General features: G+C 58.3%; 23 protein-coding genes and 1 riboswitch. Of the genes, 16 read left to right on the forward strand and 7 right to left on the reverse strand.

Going from position 1 to position 26,616, the window contains the following annotated elements; translation table 11 throughout:
• The first annotated feature begins 101 nt into the window (after positions 1-101).
• Positions 102-473 carry an OB-fold nucleic acid binding domain-containing protein gene (locus AC2FI8_RS00265; protein ID WP_496722965.1) on the forward strand — a complete coding sequence of 124 codons (372 nt, stop codon included), beginning with the start codon at positions 102-104 and terminating at the stop codon, positions 471-473.
• Positions 474-477: 4 nt separating this feature from the next.
• Here AC2FI8_RS00265 and AC2FI8_RS00270 read toward each other — a convergent pair whose 3' ends face one another.
• The gene (locus AC2FI8_RS00270) at positions 478-1,194 is read right to left on the reverse strand and encodes an extensin-like domain-containing protein (RefSeq protein ID WP_496776362.1); all 717 of its coding nucleotides are present in this window, start codon (positions 1,192-1,194) and stop codon (positions 478-480) included.
• A 212-nt stretch (positions 1,195-1,406) separates the two neighbouring features.
• Between AC2FI8_RS00270 and AC2FI8_RS00275 the strand changes: the two genes are divergently transcribed.
• Entirely contained in the window at positions 1,407-1,538 is a 132-nt protein-coding gene (locus AC2FI8_RS00275) for a hypothetical protein (RefSeq protein WP_496722167.1), read from the forward strand.
• Between the two features lie 13 nt (positions 1,539-1,551).
• Here AC2FI8_RS00275 and AC2FI8_RS00280 read toward each other — a convergent pair whose 3' ends face one another.
• Positions 1,552-2,169 carry an imm11 family protein gene (locus tag AC2FI8_RS00280; RefSeq protein WP_496722169.1) on the reverse strand — a complete coding sequence of 206 codons (618 nt, stop codon included), beginning with the start codon at positions 2,167-2,169 and terminating at the stop codon, positions 1,552-1,554.
• Positions 2,170-2,274: 105 nt separating this feature from the next.
• The gene (locus AC2FI8_RS00285) at positions 2,275-2,964 is read right to left on the reverse strand and encodes a glutathione S-transferase N-terminal domain-containing protein (protein WP_496722170.1); all 690 of its coding nucleotides are present in this window, start codon (positions 2,962-2,964) and stop codon (positions 2,275-2,277) included.
• Between the two features lie 121 nt (positions 2,965-3,085).
• Positions 3,086-3,163, forward strand: a riboswitch (SAM riboswitch).
• Between the two features lie 65 nt (positions 3,164-3,228).
• On the opposite strand from AC2FI8_RS00285, the gene metZ reads away from it, so the two are divergent.
• Positions 3,229-4,419, forward strand: coding sequence for an O-succinylhomoserine sulfhydrylase (gene metZ, locus AC2FI8_RS00290; RefSeq protein ID WP_496776364.1), 1,191 nt, complete (start codon positions 3,229-3,231; stop codon positions 4,417-4,419).
• A 169-nt stretch (positions 4,420-4,588) separates the two neighbouring features.
• Positions 4,589-5,692: a GTP cyclohydrolase FolE2 gene (gene folE2 / locus AC2FI8_RS00295; protein ID WP_282150935.1), complete on the forward strand. Its 1,104-nt coding sequence runs from the start codon at positions 4,589-4,591 to the stop codon at positions 5,690-5,692.
• 334 nt (positions 5,693-6,026) lie between these two features.
• Here the strand turns inward: folE2 and AC2FI8_RS00300 are convergent, their stop codons facing one another.
• Positions 6,027-6,749, reverse strand: a complete 723-nt coding sequence (locus AC2FI8_RS00300; RefSeq protein ID WP_496776366.1) for a hypothetical protein — start codon at positions 6,747-6,749, stop codon at positions 6,027-6,029.
• Here AC2FI8_RS00300 and AC2FI8_RS00305 point away from each other — a divergent pair.
• Positions 6,748-8,196, forward strand: a complete 1,449-nt coding sequence (locus tag AC2FI8_RS00305) for a TrkH family potassium uptake protein (protein ID WP_109312003.1) — start codon at positions 6,748-6,750, stop codon at positions 8,194-8,196. The two genes, AC2FI8_RS00300 and AC2FI8_RS00305, sit on opposite strands and share 2 nt — an antisense overlap.
• On the forward strand, positions 8,196-9,770 hold the full coding sequence (locus tag AC2FI8_RS00310) for a thiamine pyrophosphate-binding protein (RefSeq protein WP_496776368.1): 1,575 nt from the start codon (positions 8,196-8,198) through the stop codon (positions 9,768-9,770). Before AC2FI8_RS00305 ends, AC2FI8_RS00310 begins: the two co-directional genes overlap by 1 nt.
• A 55-nt stretch (positions 9,771-9,825) precedes the next feature.
• On the opposite strand, the gene AC2FI8_RS00315 is transcribed toward AC2FI8_RS00310, so the two are convergent.
• Positions 9,826-11,559: a serine protease gene (locus AC2FI8_RS00315; RefSeq protein WP_496766812.1), complete on the reverse strand. Its 1,734-nt coding sequence runs from the start codon at positions 11,557-11,559 to the stop codon at positions 9,826-9,828.
• A gap of 205 nt (positions 11,560-11,764) precedes the next feature.
• On the opposite strand from AC2FI8_RS00315, the gene AC2FI8_RS00320 reads away from it, so the two are divergent.
• The gene (locus tag AC2FI8_RS00320; protein WP_496766811.1) at positions 11,765-12,694 is read left to right on the forward strand and encodes a glycine--tRNA ligase subunit alpha; all 930 of its coding nucleotides are present in this window, start codon (positions 11,765-11,767) and stop codon (positions 12,692-12,694) included.
• A gap of 8 nt (positions 12,695-12,702) precedes the next feature.
• Here AC2FI8_RS00320 and AC2FI8_RS00325 read toward each other — a convergent pair whose 3' ends face one another.
• Entirely contained in the window at positions 12,703-13,335 is a 633-nt protein-coding gene (locus AC2FI8_RS00325) for a MarC family protein (protein ID WP_496738777.1), read from the reverse strand.
• Between the two features lie 91 nt (positions 13,336-13,426).
• Between AC2FI8_RS00325 and AC2FI8_RS00330 the strand changes: the two genes are divergently transcribed.
• The 9 genes from AC2FI8_RS00330 to glmM all read left to right on the forward strand — a co-directional run bounded on the left by AC2FI8_RS00330 (position 13,427) and on the right by glmM (position 25,676).
• Positions 13,427-13,951: a DUF6446 family protein gene (locus AC2FI8_RS00330; RefSeq protein WP_496738776.1), complete on the forward strand. Its 525-nt coding sequence runs from the start codon at positions 13,427-13,429 to the stop codon at positions 13,949-13,951.
• A gap of 7 nt (positions 13,952-13,958) precedes the next feature.
• Entirely contained in the window at positions 13,959-15,173 is a 1,215-nt protein-coding gene (gene gltS, locus AC2FI8_RS00335) for a sodium/glutamate symporter (RefSeq protein WP_496776370.1), read from the forward strand.
• 9 nt (positions 15,174-15,182) lie between these two features.
• Complete coding sequence (gene glyS, locus AC2FI8_RS00340) at positions 15,183-17,402, forward strand: glycine--tRNA ligase subunit beta (RefSeq protein ID WP_496776374.1); 2,220 nt, start codon at positions 15,183-15,185, stop codon at positions 17,400-17,402.
• A gap of 43 nt (positions 17,403-17,445) precedes the next feature.
• Positions 17,446-20,007 carry a putative PEP-binding protein gene (locus tag AC2FI8_RS00345; RefSeq protein WP_496776375.1) on the forward strand — a complete coding sequence of 854 codons (2,562 nt, stop codon included), beginning with the start codon at positions 17,446-17,448 and terminating at the stop codon, positions 20,005-20,007.
• A gap of 186 nt (positions 20,008-20,193) precedes the next feature.
• Positions 20,194-20,835 carry a cell wall hydrolase gene (locus tag AC2FI8_RS00350; RefSeq protein WP_058277625.1) on the forward strand — a complete coding sequence of 214 codons (642 nt, stop codon included), beginning with the start codon at positions 20,194-20,196 and terminating at the stop codon, positions 20,833-20,835.
• Positions 20,836-20,908: 73 nt separating this feature from the next.
• Positions 20,909-22,279, forward strand: a complete 1,371-nt coding sequence (locus AC2FI8_RS00355; RefSeq protein ID WP_496776376.1) for a multicopper oxidase family protein — start codon at positions 20,909-20,911, stop codon at positions 22,277-22,279.
• A 103-nt stretch (positions 22,280-22,382) separates the two neighbouring features.
• The gene (locus tag AC2FI8_RS00360; protein WP_496776378.1) at positions 22,383-23,303 is read left to right on the forward strand and encodes a dihydroneopterin aldolase; all 921 of its coding nucleotides are present in this window, start codon (positions 22,383-22,385) and stop codon (positions 23,301-23,303) included.
• Positions 23,300-24,298 carry a dihydropteroate synthase gene (folP, locus tag AC2FI8_RS00365; protein ID WP_496776380.1) on the forward strand — a complete coding sequence of 333 codons (999 nt, stop codon included), beginning with the start codon at positions 23,300-23,302 and terminating at the stop codon, positions 24,296-24,298. The genes AC2FI8_RS00360 and folP overlap by 4 nt, the downstream gene beginning before the upstream one ends.
• A gap of 34 nt (positions 24,299-24,332) precedes the next feature.
• Positions 24,333-25,676 carry a phosphoglucosamine mutase gene (gene glmM / locus AC2FI8_RS00370; protein ID WP_058273913.1) on the forward strand — a complete coding sequence of 448 codons (1,344 nt, stop codon included), beginning with the start codon at positions 24,333-24,335 and terminating at the stop codon, positions 25,674-25,676.
• On the opposite strand, the gene AC2FI8_RS00375 is transcribed toward glmM, so the two are convergent.
• A complete protein-coding gene (locus AC2FI8_RS00375; protein WP_496776383.1) occupies positions 25,673-26,575 on the reverse strand; it encodes a DMT family transporter in 903 nt (300 codons plus the stop codon). The two genes, glmM and AC2FI8_RS00375, sit on opposite strands and share 4 nt — an antisense overlap.
• Positions 26,576-26,616: the final 41 nt, after the last annotated feature.

Genomic DNA, 26,616 nt, shown 5'->3' on the forward strand with positions numbered 1-26,616 from the left:
CGAATTCTTCCTTAGTGAAGGCATTTAGGTCTTTCCAGCCTCATTTGCGACTCGTCACGCCGTCTATGGACTTTCCTTGCGTATGTTCTATTTTTGTTCTCATGATTGTGTTGCCTACCCGCCCTATATCTACGAACCGGAACTGGCCGCGGCCGCCCGCGTGTCTGCCCGCCAATCGGTTGAACGACCCGCCCGAGGGCGCGCTGGTGGCGGTCGCGGGGCTGGTGATCTTGCGGCAGCGGCCCGGGACGGCCAAGGGGGTGATCTTTGTCACGCTCGAGGATGAGACCGGCATCGTGAACGTGGTGGTCTGGCGCAAGATCTATGAACGTTTCCGCCGGGCGGTGATCTCGGGGCGGCTGCTGCGGGTCACGGGCCGGATGCAGCGGGCGCATTCGGTGACCCATGTGATCGCGGAAGAGGTCGAGGATATCTCGGGCATGCTGGATGTGCTGGTGCGGGGGGAGGGGTAGTCCGTCAGCGGCAAACGGGTCCACTACGGCGGCGCGCTGTGTCAAAATGGAAGTGCCCTTTGTGATAGCGATCGGCGTCAGGACCCAGCACGGTGCCAAACAGACCGCAGGCGCCTGCGTGCAGTTCGTGCATAACATCGCTTGTATCTTCGGCTGCCCATCCGTCGCGCACAGTGATCACGGTGCCATCTAAAAGTATGAAGGATGAAATGTCGATTGCGCGGCCACGGGCATGTTCCGAAATCCGCGCGCGTGGCTGATTGTTCTGCGTCTTGCACGCATAATGACCAGCCAGACGCAATCCTTTCAGGCCGCCGCCCAGATTCGCAAAGGCCGGTTTGGCTGTGTTCTCCAACCATGTTTTGAGTGTGACGGCGGTTTCGCAATCCATCAACGCCAATTGGCTGAGAAGGACGTCAGATACCATGCGGATGCGCACGGGATCAGCAATGCCGCATCCCTGGTACTTTCCTCTAAAGGGTTTTCGCTTTTCGCCGAGAATAGTCCAGTCGCCACACACTGCACCACGTTCGCGCATCCTTTCGCGGCCGACTTCGATCTGACGAAACTTGCAGGGCCGCAGCCGCGGTCTGGGGGACACAGTCAGCTCTTGCTTAGGGGGAACAGGTGCGGTGTCTTCCTCCAAAAGAACGTCCAGTTCAGTGGACGGTTCATACGCCACAAGCTCATGCGCTTGAGCAGGTTCTTCGCAATCCGGCATGGCGCTCGCCATACCTGCGCATAATACAAACAGAGGGGCCAATACTCGCATAAAATAACTCGTTCCCTTGTCGGCTCGGACCGATTGTATCATGACCGGTCTTGGTACGTCTGCGCGAAGTGCGGATAGGGCGGGGCTTTGTATTATCCTTTTCCTGTGCAAAGCCAGAGTATAGCAGAAAATCCTTATCGCTTGAACAAACTGCTCTGCGCTTGCTTGTCCCGGTTGCCCGAGCTCAAATCAACATTCAGCGGGCGCATTCGATGACCGATGTGATCGCGGAAGAGGTCGAGGATATCTCGGGCATGCTGGACATGCTGGTGCGGGGAGAGGGGTCGGGCTGACCCCAGAATAAGACTATCGCTCTTCAGCGCGCCAAAAATGGTAGGCCTTGATCTTTTGGGCTTTGAACTCGGCATGCATTTCGTCGGACATTAACAGTGGCAGATGTAGGTATCTTTTCTCACGCCAAAGATTGTTCCCAGCAGTTTTCTCCTTTCGCAAAACTAAGTCTTTTGAGGATGGAGGGGACAACTCCATTCGCTCAGTCGTTTTGATACCTGAAAATTGCCAAGACATCTCAACACTGGATGCCTCATCGATGACTGTGTCTAGGCGCTTGGTCACGTTCATGAAAAAATATGCTGTATCGGGCTTTGACCCATCTCTGTAAAAGGCTTCGATCGGAAGGATTTGGTGTACACCCGGATCGAATGCTTCCAAAATTTGACGCACGCGATCAGTGATAATCCGAGCGCCACCCGACGCAGAGAATATGTCTGGGAGCTTTGCCGCCTGTTTCTTGAGTAGCACTTTTTTCGGTGCCTCACCAGGTTCTAAGCGCCGTTGACCAGTATGAAAGACGCTCGCAACATCATCCGCAATTTCGCCGGAGTGGTACTTTTCGCTCCAACCGGGCAACTTGAACCCTTTTAGGTAACGACCGGTTGCAGGGTAGTAACAAACATATGCCATTTAAACTTCTCGCCTGAAAATGTGTTTTAAATCAAATATGTGTCGCGCCATTGCAATGCCAGCGATGGCACAGTGTTTTGTTGTGTTTCAAGAGTGAATTGAGCTTCACCGTTTAAAAAGGTTGCTCTGAGCTCGCTTGTCCCGATGATCCCCGCGCAACTCCGCATGTAGCGCGCGTCCGGCCTGAACACCGGGGCGGGCACTTACCGTTTCAAGCCAGCGGGCGAAATGGGGTTTGTCATCCAATACCTGCTGCTGACCTTCCCACAGGCTGGCCCAGCCCCAGACCGACATGTCCGCGATCGAGTAGAAATCGCCCGCGACGTATTCATTTTCGGCCAACCGCCGGTCCAATACTCCGTACAGCCGCCCGACCTCGGTGCGGTAGCGGTCTTTGGCATAGGGCAGGTCCTGCGGCGGCTCGAGGTTTGGCGCGTATTTCAAGAAGTGATGCGCCTGACCGGCCATTGGGCCGACGCCGCCCATTTGCCACATCAGCCATTCCTCGACGGCGATCCGGTCACGCTCGGTGTTGCCGTAAAAGCGACCTGTCTTGCGGGCCAGGTACATCAGGATCGCGCCGCTCTCAAAAACCGAGATCGGCGCGCCATCCGGGCCGTCCGGGTCAACGATGGCAGGCATCCGGTTGTTAGGCGCGATTTTAAGGAACTCGGGGTCGAACTGATCACCCTTGCCGATATTGATCAGGTGAGTGGTGTAGGGAAGGTCCATCTCTTCCAAAGCGATGGACGCCTTCCAGCCATTCGGCGTGGGCCAGAAATATAGATCGATCATGGTGCCTCCTCAGGTTGAAGCGATGATGCGGTATTCTGCGCAATCGGCAAGAGGCGGTTACGAAAGCGTGACACAGGGCAACCGGGCTTGACGGCCAAGAATGCGCGGCGTATTTGCATCGCAGAAGCTACGTGGCGATTTGTTACCGGATTGCGGGCCACGCTAAACAACACCGCTAAAAGGTCAGGATGAAAGGCCCCTTTCGCTTGACCGCGTCTGGGGTTTTTTTGATGCCCTTGCCAGACAAGGGTCGAGAGGAATGAGATGAGCGAGAGCTGGAACAAACGCACCCAAGCCGTCCATGGCGGCATCCGTCGCAGCCAATACAACGAAGTCAGCGAAGCAATTTTTCTGACGCAGGGCTTCGTCTATGAGACAGCCGAACAAGCCGAGGCGCGGTTCATCGAATCCGGCCCGGATGAGTTTATTTATGCCCGCTATGGCAACCCGACCGTTTCGATGTTCGAACAGCGCATCGCGGCGCTGGAAGGTGGCGAGGACGCGTTTGCCACCGCGTCCGGCATGGCTGCGGTGAATGCGGCGCTGACGTCGATGTTGCAGGCGGGCGACCATGTGGTTTCGGCCAAGGCATTGTTCGGGTCCTGTCTGTATATCCTCGAAAACATCCTTTCCCGTTATGGTGTGGACGTCACCTTTGTCGACGGCACCGATCTGGACGCTTGGAAAGCGGCGATCCGCCCTGAGACCAAGGCGGTTTTCTTCGAATCCATGTCAAACCCGACGCTTGAGGTCATTGATATCGAGGCAGTTGCCAAACTGGCCCATGCGGTTGGCGCGCTTGTCATCGTGGATAACGTCTTTTCCACGCCCGTCTTCTCGCGCGCAATCGAACAGGGGGCGGATGTTGTTGTCTATTCTGCGACCAAACATATCGACGGGCAGGGGCGCGCTTTGGGCGGCGTTATCATTGGCACCAAGGATTTCATCCGGGGAACGGTTGAGCCCTATCTGAAACACACCGGCGGAGCGCTGAGCCCGTTCAACGCCTGGGTCATGCTGAAAGGTCTGGAAACGATGGCGCTGCGCGTTAACGCTCAGGCCGAGACGGCGCAGACCATTGCAGAAGCGCTTGAGGGGCATCCGGCGCTGGAACGGACGCTTTATCCGGGTCTGAAAACCCATGCGCAAAACGCGTTGGTCCAAGCCCAATTGGGTGGCAAAGGCGGAACTGTTCTGTCGCTGGACATCAAGGGCGGCAAGGACGCAGCGTTTGCATTCCTGAACGCGCTGACGATCCCTGTCATCTCGAACAATCTGGGCGATGCCAAGTCAATCGCAACACACCCCGCAACGACGACGCACCAGCGTTTGAGTGACGATCAGAAGGACGAATTGGGCATTACACCGGGCCTGATCCGCTTTTCTGTCGGTTTGGAGGATGCGGGAGACCTGCTTGCAGACATCAAACACGCGCTGGACGTGTCGCAACGTTAACTAACGGCAGCGGTTTACTGACAACCGGGTCGAAACTAGGTGAAAATGACGTAAGTCATGCGATTTTCGCCGAATTTCGATCCGGGCTGTGTTTTTCAGCGTATAAAGCTACACTGGAAAGCAAGCCGAATACAAACAAGGTTCGGCGACCAACCGAGGAACCCGATCGATGAACGTGCACCCCCGCGACATTGAGGACACGCCCGACAATGACGAAGCCGCAGCCGCTCTGAAGACGCTGCGCAAATGGGCCGAGTCCGCAACCGAGGCCGAGATCAGCCAGCTCGACCCGGCGATTGCGCGCCTTGTGCCTGGTCTGGTGCCCGTGAATTATCCGTCCCTGTCGCGCGAATACCCTGATGGGTTCACGGTCGACAGCGCGTATCGTGCGACCTTGCCGGACCTGCAGAATGGCCCGTCCAGCTTGATCCGGGGCGCAAAGCAACAAATCCAGCATGTTGGTATCTCGAACTTCCGCCTGCCGATCCGCTTTCATCGCAAGCGCGGCGATGACTTGACGCTTGAGACCTCGGTGACCGGGACTGTCAGTCTGGATGCCGAAAAGAAGGGCATCAACATGTCCCGGATCATGCGCTCGTTTTACAAACACGCCGAGCGTACGTTCAGCTTTGAAGTCATGGAGGCCGCGCTGGATGACTATATGACCGATCTGGACAGCTTTGACGCCCGTATCCAGATGCGGTTTTCCTATCCCGACCGTGTGCAAAGCCTGCGGTCCGGTTTGGAAGGGTACCAGTATTACGACATCGCACTTGAGCTGGTTGAACAGGGCGGAGTGCGCCAGAAGATCATGCATCTGGACTACGTATATTCCTCAACATGTCCCTGTTCGCTGGAACTTAGCGAGCACGCACGCGCAACACGTGGACAGCTGGCCACACCGCATTCGCAACGTTCAGTGGCGCGGATTTCTGTTGTGGTCGACTGCGACACAGATTGCCTGTGGTTCGAGGATCTGATTGCCTTGTGCCGCCGTGCCGTTCCGACAGAAACGCAGGTGATGGTCAAACGCGAGGATGAACAGGCCTTTGCCGAGCTTAATGCGGCCAATCCGATCTTTGTCGAAGACGCTGCCCGTTTGTTCTGTGCCGAATTGCTGGCCGATCACCATATCGGCGATTTCCGCGTGGTCGCAAGCCACCAGGAAAGCCTGCACAGCCACGATGCGGTGTCGGTTCTGACCGAAGGTCCGACCTTTGTGTCACCCAGCCTGGACCCGCGGCTGTTCACCACCCTGTTCCACGTCGGGTGACGGGGCAGGGTGGATCAATAAAGTATCATTTTTAGACTAAGAGCGGTTTTCCGCCGCAGCGCGGCAATTCGTGCTGCATTTGCACGATCCTTCAAGTAACACTGGTGTGGAATGCAGCCGTGGCAGGCGAATTTCTGTTCGTGCGTCTGCCACTCTGAAGGGAAGCTGAGACGTGCGACGCTCAGGACTTCGTGACTTCTTGATCCGCCCGAAAATCGGGACGGGCAGCTCAATTCACTCTTTTGCAGGCTGCATCGCTTTCAGAGGAGAACTAAAGTATGAATCCAATTTCCCAACCGCTGGAATTTCAGGCTGCGGCCATCAGAATGGCCGGCTATGCGGTTAGCAACCAAATGAAAATTATGCAGATTTTGACTCGTTCGGCGATGGAGCTGCCGTTTGTGTCGGTTAGTGCCTTGCACGCGTCGGCTGCTGCTCCGGCCCCGGCTGCACCCTCGGCAAAACCCGCGCCCAAGGCCAAACCGGTCGCCAAGGCAAAACCTGCGGTGGTGGCCAAACCCAAGCCTGTGGCCCGCAAGAAAGCTGCTGCAAGGCCCAAGGTCGAATCACCAAAGCCGACCGCGTCCAAAACGGTGGCTGAAGTGACCAAACCCACCCTGGTGGCGGCCAAATCGACCGAAGTTGCAGAAAAGCCTGCCGCCAAGCCTGCGGTCGCCAAAGGGCAGCCATCGGCCAAACCCGCAGCGGCAGCCAAACCAAAGCCTGCCGTTGCTAGAAAAACACCTGCGCCAAAACCGGCAGCGGTTGCCAAGCCGAAACCTGTGGCAGCGAACACCACTGCGCCAAAGACCCCGGCCAAACCAGCCGCACCCAAGCCGGTCGCGGCGAAACCTGCACCCGCCAAGCCGGTCGCGGCGCAGCCTGCGCCTGCAAAAGCCGTTGCCGCAAAGCCCGAAGGGGTACAGGCAACTCCGGCGCGTCGCCCGCGCGCCCCGTCTAATCCGCCCGCGATGCCAACAACGGCCCGCAAAACGGACGGGTAAAACCCGACACTGGCTTGACACAGTCGTGCAGGCGCGCCAACGCTGCGCCTCATGACGGATATGCGCCCGGTTGGATATGTGATTGGCCTATTGGTCGCCATTCTTGGGGCGACCATGCTGCTGCCTATGCTTGCGGACTTCATCGAAGGCCGAGGCGAGTGGCACGTTTTTCTCGAAAGCGGCGTCATCACGATTCTGACCGGCGTCGTTCTGGCGATGAGTTGCTCGAACGGAGTAGGCGAAGGTCTAACGATCCGTCAGACCTTTTTACTGACCACAGGGGTCTGGGTCGCACTGCCATTTTTTGGCGCCATTCCGTTTCTTTTGGGCGAGACCGAACTGCGCTTTGTCGACGCGTATTTCGAGGCGATGTCGGGCCTGACGACGACAGGCTCGACAGTGATTTCCGGCCTCGATAACCTGCCACAGGGGTTGCTGCTTTGGCGTGGCCTTCTGCAATGGTTGGGCGGCATCGGCATCATCGTCGTGGCCATGGTTTTCTTGCCCGAGCTTCGCGTCGGGGGGATGCAAATCTTCCGCTCGGAAGGATTTGAAACCATGGGGAAAATTCTGCCGCGTGCGCAAGAGATCGCGGGCCAGATTTCCCTGATCTACGTCTTTCTGACGATTGTTTGCGCGCTGGTCTATGCAGGTCTGGGGATGGGCTTTTTTGATGCCGTGGTGCACGCCCTGACGACGATCTCAACGGGCGGGTTTTCAAATTATGACGCGTCCTTTGGCACGTTTTCCGGCCCGGCAGAATATGCGGCCGCTGTCTTCATGATCCTCGCTGCACTGCCTTTCGTGCGCTACGTCCAATTCGCCAATGGCAATACGAGGTCCATTTTCCGCGACAGCCAGATACGGACCTTTCTGGCGACCATTCTGGTGCTGGTGGTCATTATGGCGGTCTTTCTGACCTCCGTTTTCCCGCATCATTGGGAACAGGCTGTTCGGGAATCCCTGTTCAATATCACCTCGATCATTTCGGGTACCGGGTATGCCAGCGTCGATTACATGGGCTGGGGCAGTTTCCCGATCATGATGTTCTTTCTGATCGGTCTGATTGGCGGCTGCGCGGGTTCAACCGCCTGTTCTATCAAGATCTTCCGGTATCAACTGCTGTTTGCTTCGATCAAAACCCAGATCCGCCGCATCCGCTCACCTCATGGTGTTTTCAAGCCGCAATATGATGGCCGGTCGATTGGTCCAGACGTACTGACCTCGGTTATGAGCTTCTTTATGTTTTTCGTGCTCTCGTTGGGCGTGCTGGCCTGGGCGCTGGCACTGACGGGATTGGATTTCATAACTGCCGTCTCCGGTGCAGCCACAGCGCTGGCCAATGTAGGGCCGGGGCTGGGGGATCAAATCGGACCGGCTGGCAACTTTGCAGGGCTCAGCGACACCGCGAAATGGCTGCTTTCAATCGGAATGCTGGTAGGGCGGCTTGAGCTTTTGGCCGTTTATGCACTCTTCACTGTCCAGTTCTGGAGGAATTGATGAAAAGACCCCTTGGTGCGCAGATTTCGCATATGCTGCGGGATCGCGGAGTGGATGTGATCTTTGGTATTCCCGGCGTGCACAATCAGGAAATGTATCGCGGGATCGAAGAGGCCGGAATCACCCATGTGCTGGCCCGGCACGAGCAGGGGGCAGGGTTCATGGCCGACGGCTATGCCCGTGCGACCGGCAAGCCGGGTGTTGCATATGTCATCACCGGACCGGGGTTGTGCAATATCATGACACCGATGGGGCAGGCCTATACGGACTCGGTCCCGATGCTGGTGATGTCCTCGTGCCTTGATGAAACGCAAGGGGTGCACGGGCAATTGCACCAGATGAAAGACCAGCGTGCTGCGGCTGAAACCGTGACGGACTGGTCGCATCAGGCCAATACGGCGCAGGCAGCCTACAATCTGGTCGAGCGTGCTTTTGAGGAGTTCGAACTCAACCGCCCACGCCCAAAACACATCCAAGTGCCGATTGCACAGCTTGAGGCCGATGCTGATCCTGCACCGTTTCCCCACCAACCTGGTTTGCGCTCAAAAGTTTTGCCGCCGGATTTGGCTCCGGTAATGTCCATGCTGAACATCGCACGGCGCCCGTTGTTTATTCTGGGTGGGGGCGCGCGGTCGAATCTGTGGCGGCAAATCCTGACGCAGTTGGGCGCGGCCTGTTTCACCACGTATGCCGGGCGCGGAATGGCGGGGTTGGGCTATGCCTTGGACTATGGAGCCATGTTGCCACGACCGGGCAGCGCTGATGTTATCGCCTCGGCCGATCTTGTGGTCGTCGTGGGCGCGGAATTGGGCGAGGTCGACTTGTGGCGAAGCACATTGGGCCACACGGCCAATCTGGTGCGTATAGATCTGGACCCGAAGGTGCTGTCGGATCAGCATCGCGCAGCGGTCAAGCTGCAAGCTGACGGGGAAAGCTTTGCCCATGCGCTTTGGGCAGCCATTGATCATGTCAAACCTGCAACGGGCTGGACAGCGGAAGAAGTAGCCGACGCCCGCCGACGTTGGCGGGCCGAAGTGGATGCGGAACGACCGGGCATCGTCCCGGTGCTGGATCCCCTTCGCGCGGCGATGCCCGGCGACACCATGATCTATTCTGACATGACCCAGTTCGCTTATGTCGCCAAAGAAGTTTGGGATATGGTCTATCCCTATCACTGGCACCATCCGACCGGGTTCGGTACACTTGGCTATGCGCTGCCGGCCGGAATTGGCGGCGCCGTGGCGCGTCGAGGTAAGCCTACAGCGGTGATCGCTGGCGATTACGGTTTTCACTATACGATGCAAGAGCTTGGGGCAGCGGTCGAATTGGGCCTGTCTCTGCCGATCATCCTTTGGGACAATGGAAAACTCAAAGAGATCGAGGACAGCATGGTCAGAGGTCAGATCGCACCGAATGCGGTTGTCGCGCGCAACCCGGATTTCTGCAAACTGGCCGAGGCCTTCGGCGCGTTGTCGTCTGCGCCCTCCAGCTTACCCGAGATGCAGGAGGCGGTCCGAGCCGCCTTTACGGCCCCGGTCCCGACACTGATCCGTGTCACGCCGGATATCCTTTAGCCAACAAAAAAGCGCCGCTCGGACGAGCGGCGCTTTGTGCGATTTGGCGCAGAGATCAATCCCAGCAATGAACCAATACGGTCATTCCGGTCGCCCGGCGGCTGAGTTCATTGGGCGAGATTTGTGCCGTCGGCTGACCCGATTGACCGGATACACCCGCCTTGGCCAGAACCTCACTCAGGCTGTTGGCCGTTGCAGCGAGGCTGACGGACGCGGGCAGGGTGCGTCCTTCGGTCGGGGTCGGCAGCAGCATGCCAACAACCTGGCCATTGCCGTCAAACACTGGCCCGCCCGCATCGCCGGGCTGGGCTGCCAACGCCAGGCGTTTCACGCCGTCTTCTCCGTTCAGGCCGCGCACATCAGCGATTTGGCCAAAGGTAAGCGTCGGTGCGCCCAAAGCGCCCTCATACGAGAAACCCGACACCGCGATCTCAGATTGAATGCGCGGTGCATCGGCACTGAACTCTGCCACGTTGACCGGAACCAGATTGCGGTTGGGGCGCAGAACCGCCACACCCAGATCGGCATCAGACGAGGCGAGCTGAAGCTCTTGATCGTCATCCAACGTAATGCGTGTGCAGCTGTCAGCGGCCTCAAAAACAGTCAGAACCGTGCCGCTTGCATCAGCGAAGAAACCGGAACGGGACAGACGCGGTGTGCGCACCTGCAGCCCGGACACCAGATCAATCCGCTGCTCGGCATTGGCACCTGCTGCTGCGTCCAGTACTGCGCCAGTTGCAGTAAAGCCGGTCTTCATTGCGGCCAGCACTCTGGCGCGCCGGGCATCGTCATCCTCTGGCCAAACCAGTGTAAAGCCTTTGATCTGGCCATCGTCCAACCGTGCTTCGCTATAGGTCACGATCCCATTACCACGCCCTTCCAGCGTAAAGCTGTCGCCGCGCAGTTGTCGTGGGCCGTCGAGTGGAACGATTTCCAGCGATTGCAGCACTTCATAAAGGGCGCGCAGCGTGGCCTTGTCGCCCTTCTGACTGATCAACAGGGCCTTGGCGTTCAGATCGGTTGTGCTTTTGAAGTGAACAAACGGGGCCTCATAACGGTCGAATGCGATGACACCCATCGGCAGATCCACATCGATACCGGCCTGCGGGTCGGAATAACGCTCCATTCCAACGCTCAGAAGGGGGGCGTTAAAGTCGTCAATCAACGCCTTGCGCTGTGCGGTCGTCAGAACGCCGGTAGCCTCAAAGCCATTGAACCGCTGCCAGTCGCCCATGGAGCGGCGCGTGCCTTGGCCAAATGCGCCATCGATCGTTGAATTGTAAAAACCCGCGGCCTGCAAAGCGGTTTGCAAATTCATGCGTTCCTGAGTGCTTAGAAGACGTTCGCTTTGCAGCGCTTGTGAGCGTGTCTCGTCCGAGGCCTGCGGGGTTACGCCAACAGCAGGCTGTTCAGGCTGGGATTCAACTGGTGGCGTCACGACGCCCCGGTCCAGAATGTTCTCTCCAACCGGCCAGAATTGCTGTCCCAATGCGCTGGAAAAAGCGATGTAGCTGTCCGCAGGGATTTGCCCCTCGGCGCGGTAAACGCTTAGAACCTGTTCCGCATCGTTGCGTAAATAAGGCCCGATAACAATGGCATACCAACCAGAGTTCAAGCGAAACCCGTTTACGTCCGGTAGGGTGCTGGCATAGACCCGCGCACGTTCCTGCGCTTCGCGCAGCGAGGGCTGCGCTTCGACCTGCACCCAGACGCCTGCGTCCTGCTGTGCAAAAACAGCGCGCGCGCCGATGAGAAAAAGAAACAAAATTGCCGTGAATATGCGAGTCATTGTCTGCCCGTGTCCGCAGTGTTTTATCTTTGCCGGACCCTACGCGAACTCACGTACCGAAAGCCATGCCCGGAATACGGGGAATTTACAGTGTGGCTGCGCAGTGACAGCATAGGCTTTGCCGCCCGTTGACGCCCAACGGCCCCTTGCATAGGAAGGGCAAAACCCAACGGAACCGGGCGCAGTGGCGTCCAAAGGGAATGTCATGACCGACCAGTCCAGCGCACCACGTTCTTTTCAAGAGATTATCTTGCGGCTTCAGACCTATTGGGCCTCGAAAGGCTGCGCTATTCTGCAGCCCTATGACATGGAGGTTGGTGCAGGCACGTTCCACCCGGCGACCACCTTGCGCGCGTTGGGGTCGAAAACCTGGGCCGCAGCTTATGTGCAGCCTTCGCGCCGTCCGACGGACGGACGCTACGGCGAGAACCCCAACCGGTTGCAGCACTATTATCAGTATCAGGTGCTGATCAAACCCAGCCCGCCGGATTTGCAAGACCTGTATCTCGGCAGCCTCGAAGCCATCGGCATCGACATGAACCTGCATGACATCCGGTTTGTCGAAGACGACTGGGAAAGCCCCACTCTGGGTGCCTGGGGTTTGGGTTGGGAAGTCTGGTGCGACGGCATGGAAGTCAGCCAGTTCACGTATTTCCAGCAGGTCGGTGGCCATGATTGCGCACCGGTCTCGGGCGAGCTGACCTATGGTCTGGAGCGTCTGGCGATGTATGTACTTGGTATCGATCACGTGATGGACATGCCATTCAATGATCCGCAGTCACCAAGCCCGCTTTCCTATGGCGACATCTTCAAACAGACCGAAGAAGAATACGCCCGCTGGAACTTTGACGTGGCCAACACCGAAGTGTTGTTGCGCCACTTCGAAGAAGCCGAGGCCGAATGCGCGGCCATTCTGGCACAAGAGCATGACGACCCAAAAACCGGCAAGCGCATCATCATGGCGCACCCGGCCTATGATCAGTGCATCAAGGCCAGTCACGTGTTCAACCTGCTGGACGCGCGCGGCGTGATCTCGGTAACCGAACGTCAGGCCTATATCGGCCGCGTGCGGGCTTTGGCGAAGCAATGCGCGGACGCATTTCTGCTGACCGAGGCCGCCGGGTTCGAGGCTTGATGCGCCGCTCAGGCCAGTCCGGGCAGCAAGACCTTAAGGCCAGCCGCGATCATGCTGATTGCGATGGCAGACAGGATCATGCCCATGAACCTGCTCATGATAACACGGGCATTGTCAGACAGACGTTTGGCAATGGCTGCGGCGTTCCAGAATGTCACGAACAGCAACAACAGAACGGCCAGAAAAACGCCAGCGTAAACAATGGCATCTACCGGCTTGTGGATGTGGTTCGCATACAGGATCAACGTGGTAATTGTGCCCGGTCCGACAAGGATCGGAAAGGCCAGCGGATAAAAGGCAACCGTGTCAGGTTCGGGGTAGGCTTGCCGTTCCCCCTCGGTTCCGTGATGCGACGTGCTGGGCTTTCCGTTCAGCATGTTCAGGCCGATCATCAGAACAACCAGACCGCCCGCGACGCGCAAGTCATCGACGCTGATGCCGAACAGGCTGAGCGTTTGACTTCCCACAGCCGCAAACGATGCGCCGAGGATCAGGCAATAGAGCGCCGTCTTTGTAGCCACTTTGCGCTGATCGGTCGGGGCAAGGCCATCCGTGACGCTAAGGAACACTGGCAGGTTCGTGATTGGATTCATGATCGCAAAAAGCGCTCCGAAGAATCCTACGGCAAGGGTGCTGTCCATTTAAAACGTCTCTTTGCGGCCTGTAATCTATTGGAACTTGTCCTATTTTCACCGTTCGTGAAAGAGGCATCGTGAGCAGAAGGAAAAGACGATGACAGGAAAAGTGCTTGCGATCATAGTGCTGATCTCGGCGGCAGTAGCCGGTGTCGGGATGTATTACCTGCAGATCTACGGATTTTACTATGACGTGGAATCCAAGCCCGGACAGGACGTCATGTTGATGATTGGCGGGGCCGAGGCGCCGACGCCTATTTCCTACAGTGCGTTTCAGGCGATTGACGCAGACAGCTCACCCATCCGCTACCGTGCCTGTTTCGAAACGGACCTGACGCTTGCGCAGATTGAGGAAACCCATGTCGAGGTCGAGAATGCAGAGCCGCTGACCGCGCCCGGATGGTTCGATTGCTTTGACGCCGTGGCGGTAGCGGATGCCCTGAAAACAGGCGAGGCCAAGGCCTTTCTGGGCGCAAAAAACATCCACTTTGGCGTTGACCGAATTGTTGCGGTTACAAAGGGTGGCAAAGGCTTTGTCTGGCACGCGCTGAACAATTGCGGCGAAAAGGCCTATGACGGCACCGTGATCGGCGAAGAATGCCCGGACCGGCCACAGAATTGAGGATGTGATGACCGCCGAGACCCTGCAGATACCTGATTTCCTGACCGCTACGTTGGGCTTTGCGGTTTATCTTTTGGGGGTCGAGATCAACGCGCGCGTCGCCGGATTACGGCAGTTTAACATTCCCGAACCTGTCACGGGTGGCTTGCTGGCCTCACTGGTTGTGCTGTTATTGTATCTGGCCTTCGATCTTGAGCTGTCCTTTGATCTCGCCACACGGGATTTTCTGTTGGTGGTGTTCTTTGCAGGCATCGGATTGAATGCGCGGCTCTCTGACCTAATATCAGGCGGCAAGCCTCTGTTTTTACTACTGATCTTGACCTTGGCGACGATTGTTGCACAAAACGGGATCGGGGCAATTGGGGCGTCTATGTTCGGCTATCCGGCGCAGGCCGGTGTTCTGTTCGGTTCGGCATCCCTGATCGGCGGCCACGGAACCGCAATCGCCTGGGCACCCGAGGTGGCCGAAGCCACCGGTCTGGACGGCGCGACCGAGTTGGGTGTTGCCGTTGCTACCCTCGGGCTGGTTCTGGCCGCTTTGATTGGCGGACCGATCGCAAGGCTTTTGGTTGAGGGTCGCAACCTCAGCCCCGCGCGCCCGGATGAGGACCACACTGTTGGCCTGCCGATGGATCCCGACGAAACGGCGGTAAAGATCGACCATGTCACAATCATGCGGGTCTTGTTGTTTCTCAATCTGGCGATTATCGCGGGGTATTTCTTGGGAGAGGTGATCACCGCCGCTGGTCTGAAGCTGCCCCTGTTTGTGCCCTGTCTGATCATGGGCATCGTTATCGCAAATCTGCGTGCAACGTTTTTCCCCAACCGTCCACCGATTGAACGTACACCCTCACTGGCGCTGATCTCGGAATTCTCGCTGGGTGCGTTTTTGGCGATGTCGTTGATGAGCCTGCAGTTGTGGACCATCGCGGAACTGGGTCTGGCAATCGTGGTCATCATGTCCGCCCAGACACTGTTTGCCATCGCCTTCGTGATCTGGGTTCTATTTCCCGTCATGGGCTCAAACTATCGCGCTGCCGTGCTGGCCGCAGGTTTCGGGGGCTTCGCCCTGGGCGCGACCCCGACCGCAATCGCAAATATGACCGCCGTTACCAAGCGATATGGTCCTTCGCCTATTGCCTTTATCGTGCTGCCCCTTGTATCCGCATTCTTTGTGGATATCGCTAATGCCATCGTCATTCAGACGATCGTCAATTTCTAAGGACAGAAAATGCCCGACCTGCTGATCGAATTGTTTTCCGAGGAAATCCCCGCGCGCATTCAGACCCGTGCCGGCGAAGACCTGAAAAAGCGGATCACCGATGGTTTGGTTGAGGCCGGTTTGACCTACGCATCTGCTGCTACGCTGACAACACCGCGCCGCCTGACACTGGCGGTCGAAGGATTGCTGGCGGAAAGCCCCATGATCCGCGAAGAACGCAAGGGCCCAAAGGTAGACGCGCCGGACAAAGCCATCGAAGGGTTTCTGCGCGGCGCAGGTCTGAGCCGCGATCAGTTGGAAGAGCGTGAGACCCCCAAAGGCTCGGTCTATTTCGCCACCATCGAAAAGCCCGGCCGTCCTGCGGCCGAGATCGTGGCCGAAGTGCTTGAGGCGACAATCCGCAATTTCCCCTGGCCGAAATCGATGCGCTGGGGCAGTGGCGGTCTGCGCTGGGTGCGCCCGCTGCACTCGATCCTGTGCATTCTGACCGACGAGACCGGCGCGCAGGTTGTGCCAATGGAGATCGACGGCATCAAGTCCGGCGACACCACCGAAGGTCACCGTTTCATGGCGCCGGGTCGCTTTGCGGTCTCGTCCTTTGAGGATTACGCCGCAAAACTGAAGCGCGCGTTTGTGGTGCTGTCGCCTGCGGAACGCGCAGAGCACATCTGGAACGACGCCCAGAACCTTGCCTTTGCGGCGGGGCTTGAGGTCGTTGACGACAAGGGCCTGCTGGCAGAGGTCGCAGGTCTGGTCGAATGGCCAGTTGTCCTGATGGGGCAGATCGATGATGAGTTTCTGGAACTGCCTCCCGAGGTTCTGCAGACCTCGATGAAAGAGCATCAGAAGTTCTTTTCCGTGAAAAACCCCAAGACGGGCCGGATTGAACGCTTCATCACCGTTGCGAACCGTGAAACCACTGATAATGGCGCGACCATTCTGGCAGGGAACCAAAAGGTGCTGTCGGCTCGTCTGGCGGATGCCAAGTTCTTTTGGGAGAACGATCTGCGCGTTGCCAAATCGGACATCGCCCAATGGACCCGCGCGCTGGAGAATGTGACCTTCCACAACAAGCTGGGAACTCAAGCCGAGCGGATCGACCGCATCGCGGCGCTTGCCCGCGAATTGGCCCCGGTGACGGGGGCGGATGCCGATCAGGCCGAGAAAGCCGCGCGTCTGGCCAAGGCCGATTTAAGCTCCGAGATGGTCTATGAATTCCCGGAACTTCAGGGGCTTATGGGTCGTTATTACGTCGAAGCCGCCGGCGAGGACGCCGCCGTGGCCGCCGTGGCGCAGGAACATTACTCGCCGTTGGGGCCGTCGGATGATGTGCCCACCGCGCCGTTGTCAGTAACTGTGGCGCTGGCCGACAAGTTGGACACGCTGACCGGGTTCTGGGCGATTGAGGAAAAGCCCACGGGATCGAAAGACCCGTTTGCCCTACGCCGCGCGGCGTTGGGCGTGACGCGATTGATACTCGAAAACGATTTGCGTCTAAGATTGGATCGGTTCTTTGATAGCCAGTTGGTTCGGGCAGAGGGTGCCATCAATGACGCGTTGCCGAAATCAGATGTCGAGGACCTGCTGGAAGAAATCGCGGATCACGGCGTCTTCGGTGCAGCCTTCAAAGCGGTCAAAGACAATCTCGGCGACAAGCCGACCGCTGAATTTCTGGGGTTGGAGAAGAAAGTCCCGGACGCGTCCGACGATCTCCTCTCCTTCTTCCATGACCGCCTCAAAACCTTCCTCCGGGACGAGGGCATCCGCCACGACATCATCGACGCATGTATCGCGATGGAGGGAAATGACGACCTCAACCTGCTGGTCAAACGCGCCCGCGCGCTGAATGCCGTGATCGCGACAGAGGATGGCGAGAACCTCGTGCAGGGGTTCAAGCGCGCCAACAATATTCTGACCCAGGCCGAGGAGAAGGACGGGGTCGAGTACTCCTATGGTGCGGATATCAAGTTTGCAGAGACCGACAGTGAAAAAGCTCTGTTCGGCGCGTTGGAAGCTGCACAGGCCAAGATAGACCCGGCGCTGAAGGCCGAGGATTTCCCCGCCGCCATGTCGGCCATGGCCGATCTGCGCGGCCCGGTGGATGCGTTCTTTGAGGATGTTCAGGTCAATACCGACAACGACATCCTGCGCCGTAACCGTCTGAACCTGCTAAGCCAGATCCGTCAGGTCTGTTCCAGTGTTGCCGATCTGAGCCGCATCGACGGCTGATCCAGAACGCCCTTGCGCCATTGGTGCAGGGGCTTATGCTGCGGTGAAACCAAAAGGTGCCGCAGTGCAGAATAATCCACATACTACGCTTATCACGTCCGAAGCGCCCGTTGCCGCCAACACGCATGGCGGGCGCGCGAAATGTTTGCAACGTCTGGTTCGTCTGGAACTGCCGGTTCCACGAACGGTCGCGTTGTCGTTTGATGCGGTGCATCAGATATCAGACGGACAGGTGCCGGATTTAGCTGCTGTTCTTGAGCAGTTTGATCAGACTGCGCTGCTGTGTGTCCGGCCCAGTTCCGAAGATCCCGATTGGGGCGGCCCGGGTGCCATCCTGAACATCGGCATGAATGACGCGCGCTATGTCGACCTGTCGGATTCGATGGGGGTCGAGGCCGCCGCAGCGCTGTATCTGCGCTTTGTCCAAAGCTATGCCGTTCATGTTGCGCGGCTGGACCCCGATGTGTTTGACGAGATCGATGCAGATGGCCGTGAAGGTCTGCAGGAATCTCTGCGGGCTTACGAGGACGAGACGGACGAAGCCTTTCCACAGGATCGCGGAGAGCAGCTGATTGCCGTGCTGCGTTCGATGGCCCGGGCATGGGAGGGCACCTCGGCCCGATTGTTGCGTCAGGCCAAGGGTGCGCCGGCGGACGCGGGTCTGGGTTTGGTGATCCAAGAGATGATCCCCGGCGTCGGGCAGGGCGAGTGCGGATCGGGTGTGCTGCAACTGATTGATCCGACCACTGGATTGCCTCAGATCACCGGTCGGTATCTGAGCCAAAGTCAGGGACGGGATGCGCTAGGGGAAGGCGTCGCGGCGCTGTACCTCGAAAAGGACCCGCGCGGAGTGTCTTTGGAAGATGTCGCGCCCGAGGCTTTTGCGGACCTCAAGACGCATGCAGCGCTGATGCGGGTCAAGCTGCGCGAGGAAATGCAGGTCGAGTTCGTGATCGAAAACGGCCACGTTCACATTTTGGACGGTGTACGGGTGCAACGCAGTGCCCGGGCCGCGATGCGCATCGCCGTGCGGCTTGCGGAAGACGGGATCATCCCGCCGCAAGAGGCTGTAATGCGGGTTGATCCGCATTCCCTGAACGAGCTGTTGCACCGGCAGGTTCACCCTGATGCGGAACGAGACACCCTGACCACCGGAATTGCCGCCAGTCCGGGTGCTGCGACCGGCAAGATCGTGTTCACCTCGGCCGAGGCGCAGGCAAGCGCCGCGCGGGGGGAGCCATGCATTCTGGTGCGCCGCGAGACCTCTCCGGAAGATGTGCGGGGCATGCATGCCGCCGTGGCGGTCCTGACGGAAAAGGGCGGCATGACCAGCCACGCGGCGGTGATTGGCCGGGGTTTGGGTCTGCCGTGTATCGTCGGCGCGTCCGAGATGCGTTTTCAGACAAAGAAAAAACAGCTGATGGCTCCCGACGGGCGGGTCTTCAAAACCGGCGACACATTGACCATCGACGGTAGCTCGGGGCAGGTGTTGGCTGGGAAGCCGACGATGCTCGAGGCCGCGTTGGATGACTGTTTCCAGACCCTGATGGGCTGGGCTGACGCAGAGCGGGACATCGCAATTCGCGCCAATGCGGACACACCCGCTGACGCACAAACAGCGCGGAACTTCATGGCGCAAGGGATCGGGTTGTGTCGGACCGAGCATATGTTCTTTGACCCCGGTCGCCTGATCGTAATGCGCGAGATGATCTTTGCGCAGACCTCATCCGGTCGCGAAGCGGTTTTGGAACGCCTGTTGCCGATGCAGCGCGATGACTTCGCCCAGCTTTTCCGGATCATGGAGGGACAGCCTGTCTGTATCCGCCTGTTCGATCCACCGTTGCATGAATTTCTGCCAACAACGCGCACAGGCCAACGCGAACTTGCCGAAGCGCTGGACCTGCCGGTTTCAGATGTCGAACGCCGCGTCGACGCCATGACCGAATACAACCCGATGCTGGGCTTGCGCGGTGTGCGTCTGGGCGTGACAGTTCCGGAAATCTACGACATGCAGGCGCGTGCGATTTTTGAGGCGACGCTTGAAGCCAGCAAAGACGGAGCGCCGGTGGTGCCCGAGGTGATGATCCCGCTGGTATCCGCCAAGCGCGAGGTCGAGCTGGTTAAGGCGCGCATCGATTCTGTGGCAGCAGCCGTCGCCGGTGAACGCGGGCAGGAATTTGAGTATCGGCTAGGCGTGATGGTAGAAACCCCTCGGGCCTGTTTGCGGGCTGCCGAGATCGCGCCACAAACCGCGTTTTTAAGTTTCGGAACAAACGATCTGACGCAGATGACCTATGGCCTGTCCCGCGATGACGCAGGCCGGTTCATGTCGGCTTATGTCCGGCAGGGTGTCTTTGTCGAAGACCCGTTTCATGTGTTGGACGCGGACGGAGTTGGCGAATTGCTTAAACTGGGGGCTGAACGCGGCAGGCAAGCACAACCAGAAGTCACATTGTCAGTTTGCGGCGAGCATGGCGGTAACCCCGAATCAATCGCCATTTGCCGGGAATTGGGCTTTGACTACGTGTCCTGTTCACCCTTCCGAGTACCTGTCGCTCGGCTGGCTGCCGCTCAACTGGCGATTTCGTCCAGACTTGGGGGTTGACAGAAGGGCGGCACTCTAGAATTAGTAGGTAACAGAAAGCGCCGTCGTCAAATATTGTTGACGAAACGGCGATTTTCCACTTGCTTTTCCGTCAGAACTAGACGTTGCCGTTTGAATTCGGTATGAGCCTCATCGCGCCCGCCGGGGGAGGGTCTGGCGCTAATTGTGCCTGTGCGAGGTTATCTGATGCTACGATACATATTGGCTGTTGCCACATTGGCAGCAACCGTGCTGCCGAGTGTTTCCGTCGCCGAGAGGGAAGCCACCGAATCTGCCAAACGCGAACTTGTAACCCGGAGCGAATTGCCCGGGCAAAAGTTTCGCGACTACTTGGGCCTGTTCAAGCCACGTAAAGAACCTGTGCTGCAACAGGTGTCCTATTCCAAGGATTGGCTGGATCAACTGCCGACTGCCGCTGGTGACGAGAATTTCAAATGTCTGGCTGAGGCGCTTTACTTTGAAGCGCGCGGCGAAAGCGTTCGCGGTCAGTTTGCCGTGGCCGAGGTGATCCTGAACCGGGTCAAAAGTAGCCGCTTTCCAAGTTCGCTGTGCGGGGTGATCAAGCAGGGAACCGGTAAGAAGTACCAATGCCAGTTCACCTACACCTGCGATGGTCAGAAAGAAGTTATCCGCGAGAAAAGAGCCTATGAGCGTGTGTCCAAGGTTGCCCGTGCGGCAATCGACGGCGTTGGCGTCGGGCTGACCGAAGGGGCGACCCATTACCACACCAAGGCGGTGCGCCCGTCATGGTCGCGCGTCTACAAAGAAACGGCCCGGATCGGCGTTCACATTTTCTACCGCCACAACTATCGGACCGCGAGCAACTGATTGACGCACCCGCGCTGGAACCTTGATTGCGCGGGGCGTTTTCTGCCTTATGTAGCGGGCCAGGAGGTCCGCCATGATGTTATCCCGCAGACGGTTTCTGCAAACTTCGACCGCGCTTGCTCTGCTGCCAAAGGTAGCACATGCGGTCAGCTCTGATCTGGTCGCGCAAGAAGCGGTGCAACAGATTGCGCCTGACGGATATCCAGCTACGCCGGTTTGGACCTATGGCGGCCGCGTTCCCGGAGTCGACATCCGATTGCCTCAGGGCGGGCGCGTCAGTCGCAAGCTGATAAACAACCTGTCTCAACCGACGGCAGTGCATTGGCACGGAATTCGGATCGACAACGCAATGGATGGCGTGCCCGGGTTGACGCAGGACGCGGTCGAGATGGGCCAATCCTTCGACTATGACTTTGTTGCGCCAGATGCAGGAACCTATTGGTATCACTCGCATAACCGGTCTACCGAACAGGTTGCCCGAGGTCTCTATGGACCCCTGATCGTTGAAGAATCTAGCCCGCCGGATATTGATCAGGATCTGACGCTGATGCTAGACGATTGGCGGCTGGACCCGGAAACAGCGCATATCGTGGACGATTTTGACAATGGGCACGATCTTAGCCATGCGGGGCGGCTGGGTAATCTGGTGTCCGTCAATGGCGGTTTCGATCCGGCATACCCTGTTGGATCGGGGGAACGATTGCGATTACGCCTGATCAACGCATCGAACGCTCGGATATTTGATTTGGCGTTGGACGGGCTTGCAGGTTGGATTGTGGCTTTGGATGGGATGCCGCTAGCAGTTCCATTGCCTGTAGAGGACAGCTTCCCACTTGCGCCCGCACAACGGGCGGACCTTGTCGTGGATGTAACGTCCGCGTCCGGGGAAGTCGCGGGTCTCGCCAGTATCGAGCGGGACGGCGGCTATGGCTTGGTACGCTTTCAAGTTTCCGTGGCCTCCATATCGCAAAGGCAGGGTATTGAACCATTGCCTGCGAACAATATGCCTGAATTTCAGTATGATCAGGCACCGCTGCATCGCATGTCCCTGCAGGGCGGCGCGATGCGATGGCTGGAAGGGGCCAAGCTTGGCGATCAGGACCTGACAGGCCGTGAGCTGGCTCAACTGGGCAGGTTCTGGACGTTGAACGGATACGCGGAACGACCCAAGGATCCGTTTCTGGATGCGCGTCTGGGTCAGGTGCACCGGATCGAATTTGTGAACGAAACCGCTTTCCCTCATGCCATGCACCTGCATGGTCACCACTTCCGGCTCATCCTGCCGGATGGCAGTTTGGGGCCTTGGCGCGACACTGTACTGGTGGACCGGGGCCAGACCCGTCAAATCGCTCTGGTCACAGATAACCCAGGCGACTGGCTGCTGCATTGTCATATGCTGGGACACGCCGCCTCGGGCATGATGAGCTGGTTCCGCGTCAGCTGACGCCGCATTCGATGGCTGGAAAGACGCATGTTGCGGTGCTATACGCGCGCGCATCGTCTATTTTGGGCAAACACGTCCACAAAGCCCGAAAAGGTCCGCCTGTATGAGCTCTGAAATCCGTCTTGCCTTTGCGCACCCGTCCGAGCGGTCCGAAGCGACCGCTGCCCGGGGGCCGTTGGATCGAATTTCTCTGCGCGACCATATCGTCGAGGTTGAAATCGGCGCGTTTCAGGCCGAGCGTGGAACGACCCAGCGTATTTGTTTTAACATAGTAGTGGAAGTTCGCCCCTTGAGTGATCCCATCGACGATGACGTGGATCGCATCCTGTCCTACGACCGGGTGACTGAGGCGATCGCGTATGAGCTTGCGGCGGAACGGCTCAACTTACTGGAAACTCTGGCGGACCGAGTTGCAGAACGAATTCTACTTGAGCCACAGGCCGTAAGAGCCTTCGTCAGAATAGAAAAACTTGATCGCGGTCCTGGGGCTTTGGGTGTCGAGATTGTGCGCGGAAAAGACAAGGCTCATCACGACGTCGTCGAGGAAGAGCGCCCGCATCCCCGACTGGCCTTTCTGTCGAACGAGGCTATCGCATCGCCCAATCTGACCGGATGGATCGATCAGCTGGAAAATCGTGAACGCCCGTTGATCCTATGTGTCGGCGCGGCGGATATGCCTGTTTCACAGACTGGCCACGCGATGACCCAACGCCGAATTGATCTGTTGGCGATTGAACAGAACGCCTGGGTTTTGGCTGCCCGCGATCACCGCTGTGTTGTCGTTTCAACGCGGACTGAGCTGGATTGGGCCATGAAAAATGGTCAGATTTGCGTCTGGGCACCCTCAAAAATCGTGCTGGATGCTGTTGACGGCCAATCGGCGGCACCTTCGGATGCGGTGGCGCTGGCGGCATGGTTTGCTGCCACTTTTGAGGCGAGTGAGATGATGGTGATCGGCGGCGCGCTGCCCGACGCCTCTGAAACCCCTTTGCGTGCGATCTCGGTGGATCAGGCACAACTGTGACCGCTTATTTTCGACCTCTGGTTCAGAATGGTCTGAACCGTCCTTCGGGGGCTGTCTCAATTGCGGGCCAGCCGCTGTGGTTTACCAATGTCGAACGGTTAAGCCGTCAAGAGTCCCCAAGGGTCATTGCTGTGGAGGATGTGCCGGGCGACGTGCTGGACCGTCTGACGCGTCCGCGTGTCGATGTCGCCGGCCTTGCCATGGATCGTCCGCACATTATGGGCATTCTGAATGCGACCCCAGATAGCTTCTCAGATGGCGGCGTGCACAATTCGGTCAGCGCGGCCCAATCTGCGGCTGAGCAAATGGTGTCACAAGACGCAACCATTCTGGATATCGGCGGCGAATCGACCCGACCCGGAGCAACCTTCGTGCCCGAAGATGAAGAGATCGCCCGGACCCGCCCCCTGATCGAAGCGATCAAATCCCGCACTGATGCGTTGATATCCATCGATACGCGCAAATCCGCCGTCGCCAAAGCAGCGTGGGAGGCCGGAGCAGGGCTGATCAACGATGTAACAGGATTTACCTTTGACCCACAGCTTGCACCGTTTTGTGTAAAAGTTGGTGCCCCGGTTTGTGTGATGCATATGCAAGGTGACCCGGGCACGATGCAAGACAACCCGACCTATGACGACGTTCTGCTGGATGTCTACGATTTCCTTGAAGGGCAGGTAGATCGTCTCGAAAAACTCGGGTTGGACCGGGATCAGATTATCGTTGATCCAGGCATAGGGTTTGGCAAGACCGAGGCACATAACCTGGCCTTGCTGCAAGGGATCAGCCTGTTTCATGGTCTAGGTTGCCCGATCCTGCTGGGTGTGTCCCGAAAAGGTATTATTGGGCAGATTGGCAAAGAGCCGCGCAAGGGCGCCCGCGCGCCGGGATCAATCGCCGTAGGGCTGGCTGGATTGTCACAAGGCGTTCAAATTCTGCGCGTGCACGATGTTGCAGAAACCGCTCAGGCCTTGCGCCTTTGGGCCGCCGTCCGGTAAGGCGGAGGCAGGCAAGAAATGACGGAGTGACATTATGCGCAAGCTGTTCGGAACCGATGGGGTGCGGGGTACAGCCAATACCCATCCAATCACGGCTGAAATGGCATTGCGCATCGGGGCCGCCGCTGGCCGTTACTTTCGCCGTGACCAATCAGACGTTCACCGTGTGGTGATCGGTAAGGATACGCGCCTGTCCGGTTATATGGTGGAAAACGCCCTGACGGCCGGATTGACCTCGACCGGGATGAACGTGTTGCTGCTTGGGCCGGTTCCGACGCCCGCTGTCGGTCTGATGACACGGTCGATGCGCGCAGATCTGGGGGTCATGATTTCGGCCAGCCATAACCCGGCCGAAGATAATGGTATCAAGTTCTTTGGCCCTGACGGATACAAGCTGTCTGATCAGGCGGAGCTCGAGATTGAAAGGCTGATCGAAGAAGGTGTCAAACCTGCGCAGGCCCAGAATATCGGCCGTGCCAGACGGGTGGATGATGCGCGATTCCGATATGGTGAACGCGTCAAATCTTCGCTGTCGCGTGACTTGCGTTTGGATGGGCTAAAAGTTGTAGTCGATTGCGCCAATGGGGCCGCGCACCGCACGGCGCCCGAGGTTTTGTGGGAACTGGGTGCCGAGGTGATCCCGGTCGGCATCACGCCGAATGGTAAGAATATCAACCTCAACTGTGGCTCGACCAAACCGCAGCTGGCTGCCGAAACCGTCGTGGCCCATGGTGCAGATGTCGGGATTTGTTTGGATGGTGACGCCGATCGCGTCGTCATGATCGACGAGAATGGTCAGGTCGCGGATGGCGATCAGTTGATGGCGCTTTTGGCGACCAGTTGGGCCGAGGCAGACCGCCTGAAAGGCGGTGCGTTGGTTGCAACGGTGATGTCGAACCTAGGTCTGGAACGTCATCTTGAAAACCATGGTCTGCGTCTGGAGCGCACCGGCGTCGGGGACCGCTATGTCGTTGAACGTATGCGCGAAGGCGGGTTCAATCTGGGCGGCGAACAATCAGGCCACATCGTCATGAGCGATTACGCGACCACAGGTGACGGCCTGATGGCGGGCCTCCATTTCCTGGCGGAGATGGTGCATACGGGTCGCAAAGCATCGGAATTGGCGGTGCAGTTCGAAACCGTACCGCAAATGCTGAAGAATGTGCGTTATGGCGAAGGACAAGCCCCGCTTGAGGCCGCCAGCGTGCAGGCTGCAATTTCTGACGCTGAGGCGCGGCTGAACGGGCAGGGGCGGTTGCTGATCCGCAAGTCGGGTACCGAACCTCTGATCCGCGTCATGGCGGAATGTGAAGATGATGCGCTGCTGACCCAGGTTGTCGACGGCATCGTTGCCGAAGTCGAGGCCGTCACAGGCTAGCGCCCGGTCAGCATCTTTCGCAGGCTGAACCACTGACTGATGGCAAGACCTGTCAGGATCATGGCCAGCGCCACGAAAAAGCGCAGCGGCAACGCCTCGGACAGGACCCATGCGCCGAACACCATCGACCAGATTGGCACTTGGTAGTTAACGAGTGTCATGAACACCGATCCTGCGCTGCGAATGACGGATACGCGCAGCAGTGTTGCGAATGCCGTAGGGACCAAACCCAAAACGATGATGGCAATGCTTGGGCGGGTACCTTCCCATGTCGGGACGCCTTCAGTCACGAACATGATCGGCAGCAGGATTACTGCGCCGACCAGCAGGGTCAGGGCGGCCAGAACCACCGGATCAATGGGCGGGCACTGCCGGGTGAAGATCGACGCGCAGGAATAGCATAAAGCGGCCCCGATGCAGGCCAGTTGCGCCAAAGGTTCCGACCCGTGGCCGAGTTGCGCCAAGCCGGGGCCGATCAGCACCAACGCACCGCAGAATCCAAGGGTCACGCCCACCAGTTTTCTCAGGTTCAGGGGCTCGTCCGAAAAGAAGTGCGCCAGCGGCAGTACCATCAGAGGGATTGCGGCCATGGACAGTCCCGCGAAGGCGGACGGTACGTATTGCTGCCCCCAGCTTAGCAGAACAAAGGGCAGGGCCGAGGACAAGATACCGATCACGATGACCGAAGCCCACAGGGCGGCCGACCCCGAGGGTAGCTTGCGGTTTGTAGCGGCCATCAGCCCCAGCAACATTACTGCGCCCAGCGTCGTCCGCGCGGTGGCGACGGTGATAGGTCCATACCCTTCCAGCGCCATGGCAACGACCATGAATGTCCCGCCCCAGATCAGGCCGAGGATGATAACGCCGCTCCAATCGCGGGATGTGGGGTGCTGGACCATCTTCGTCTCGGCTTGGGGCATGGACAAAAAAGGGCGGCCAG

The sequence above is a fragment of the Ruegeria sp. CDSB029 genome (assembly GCF_059611125.1).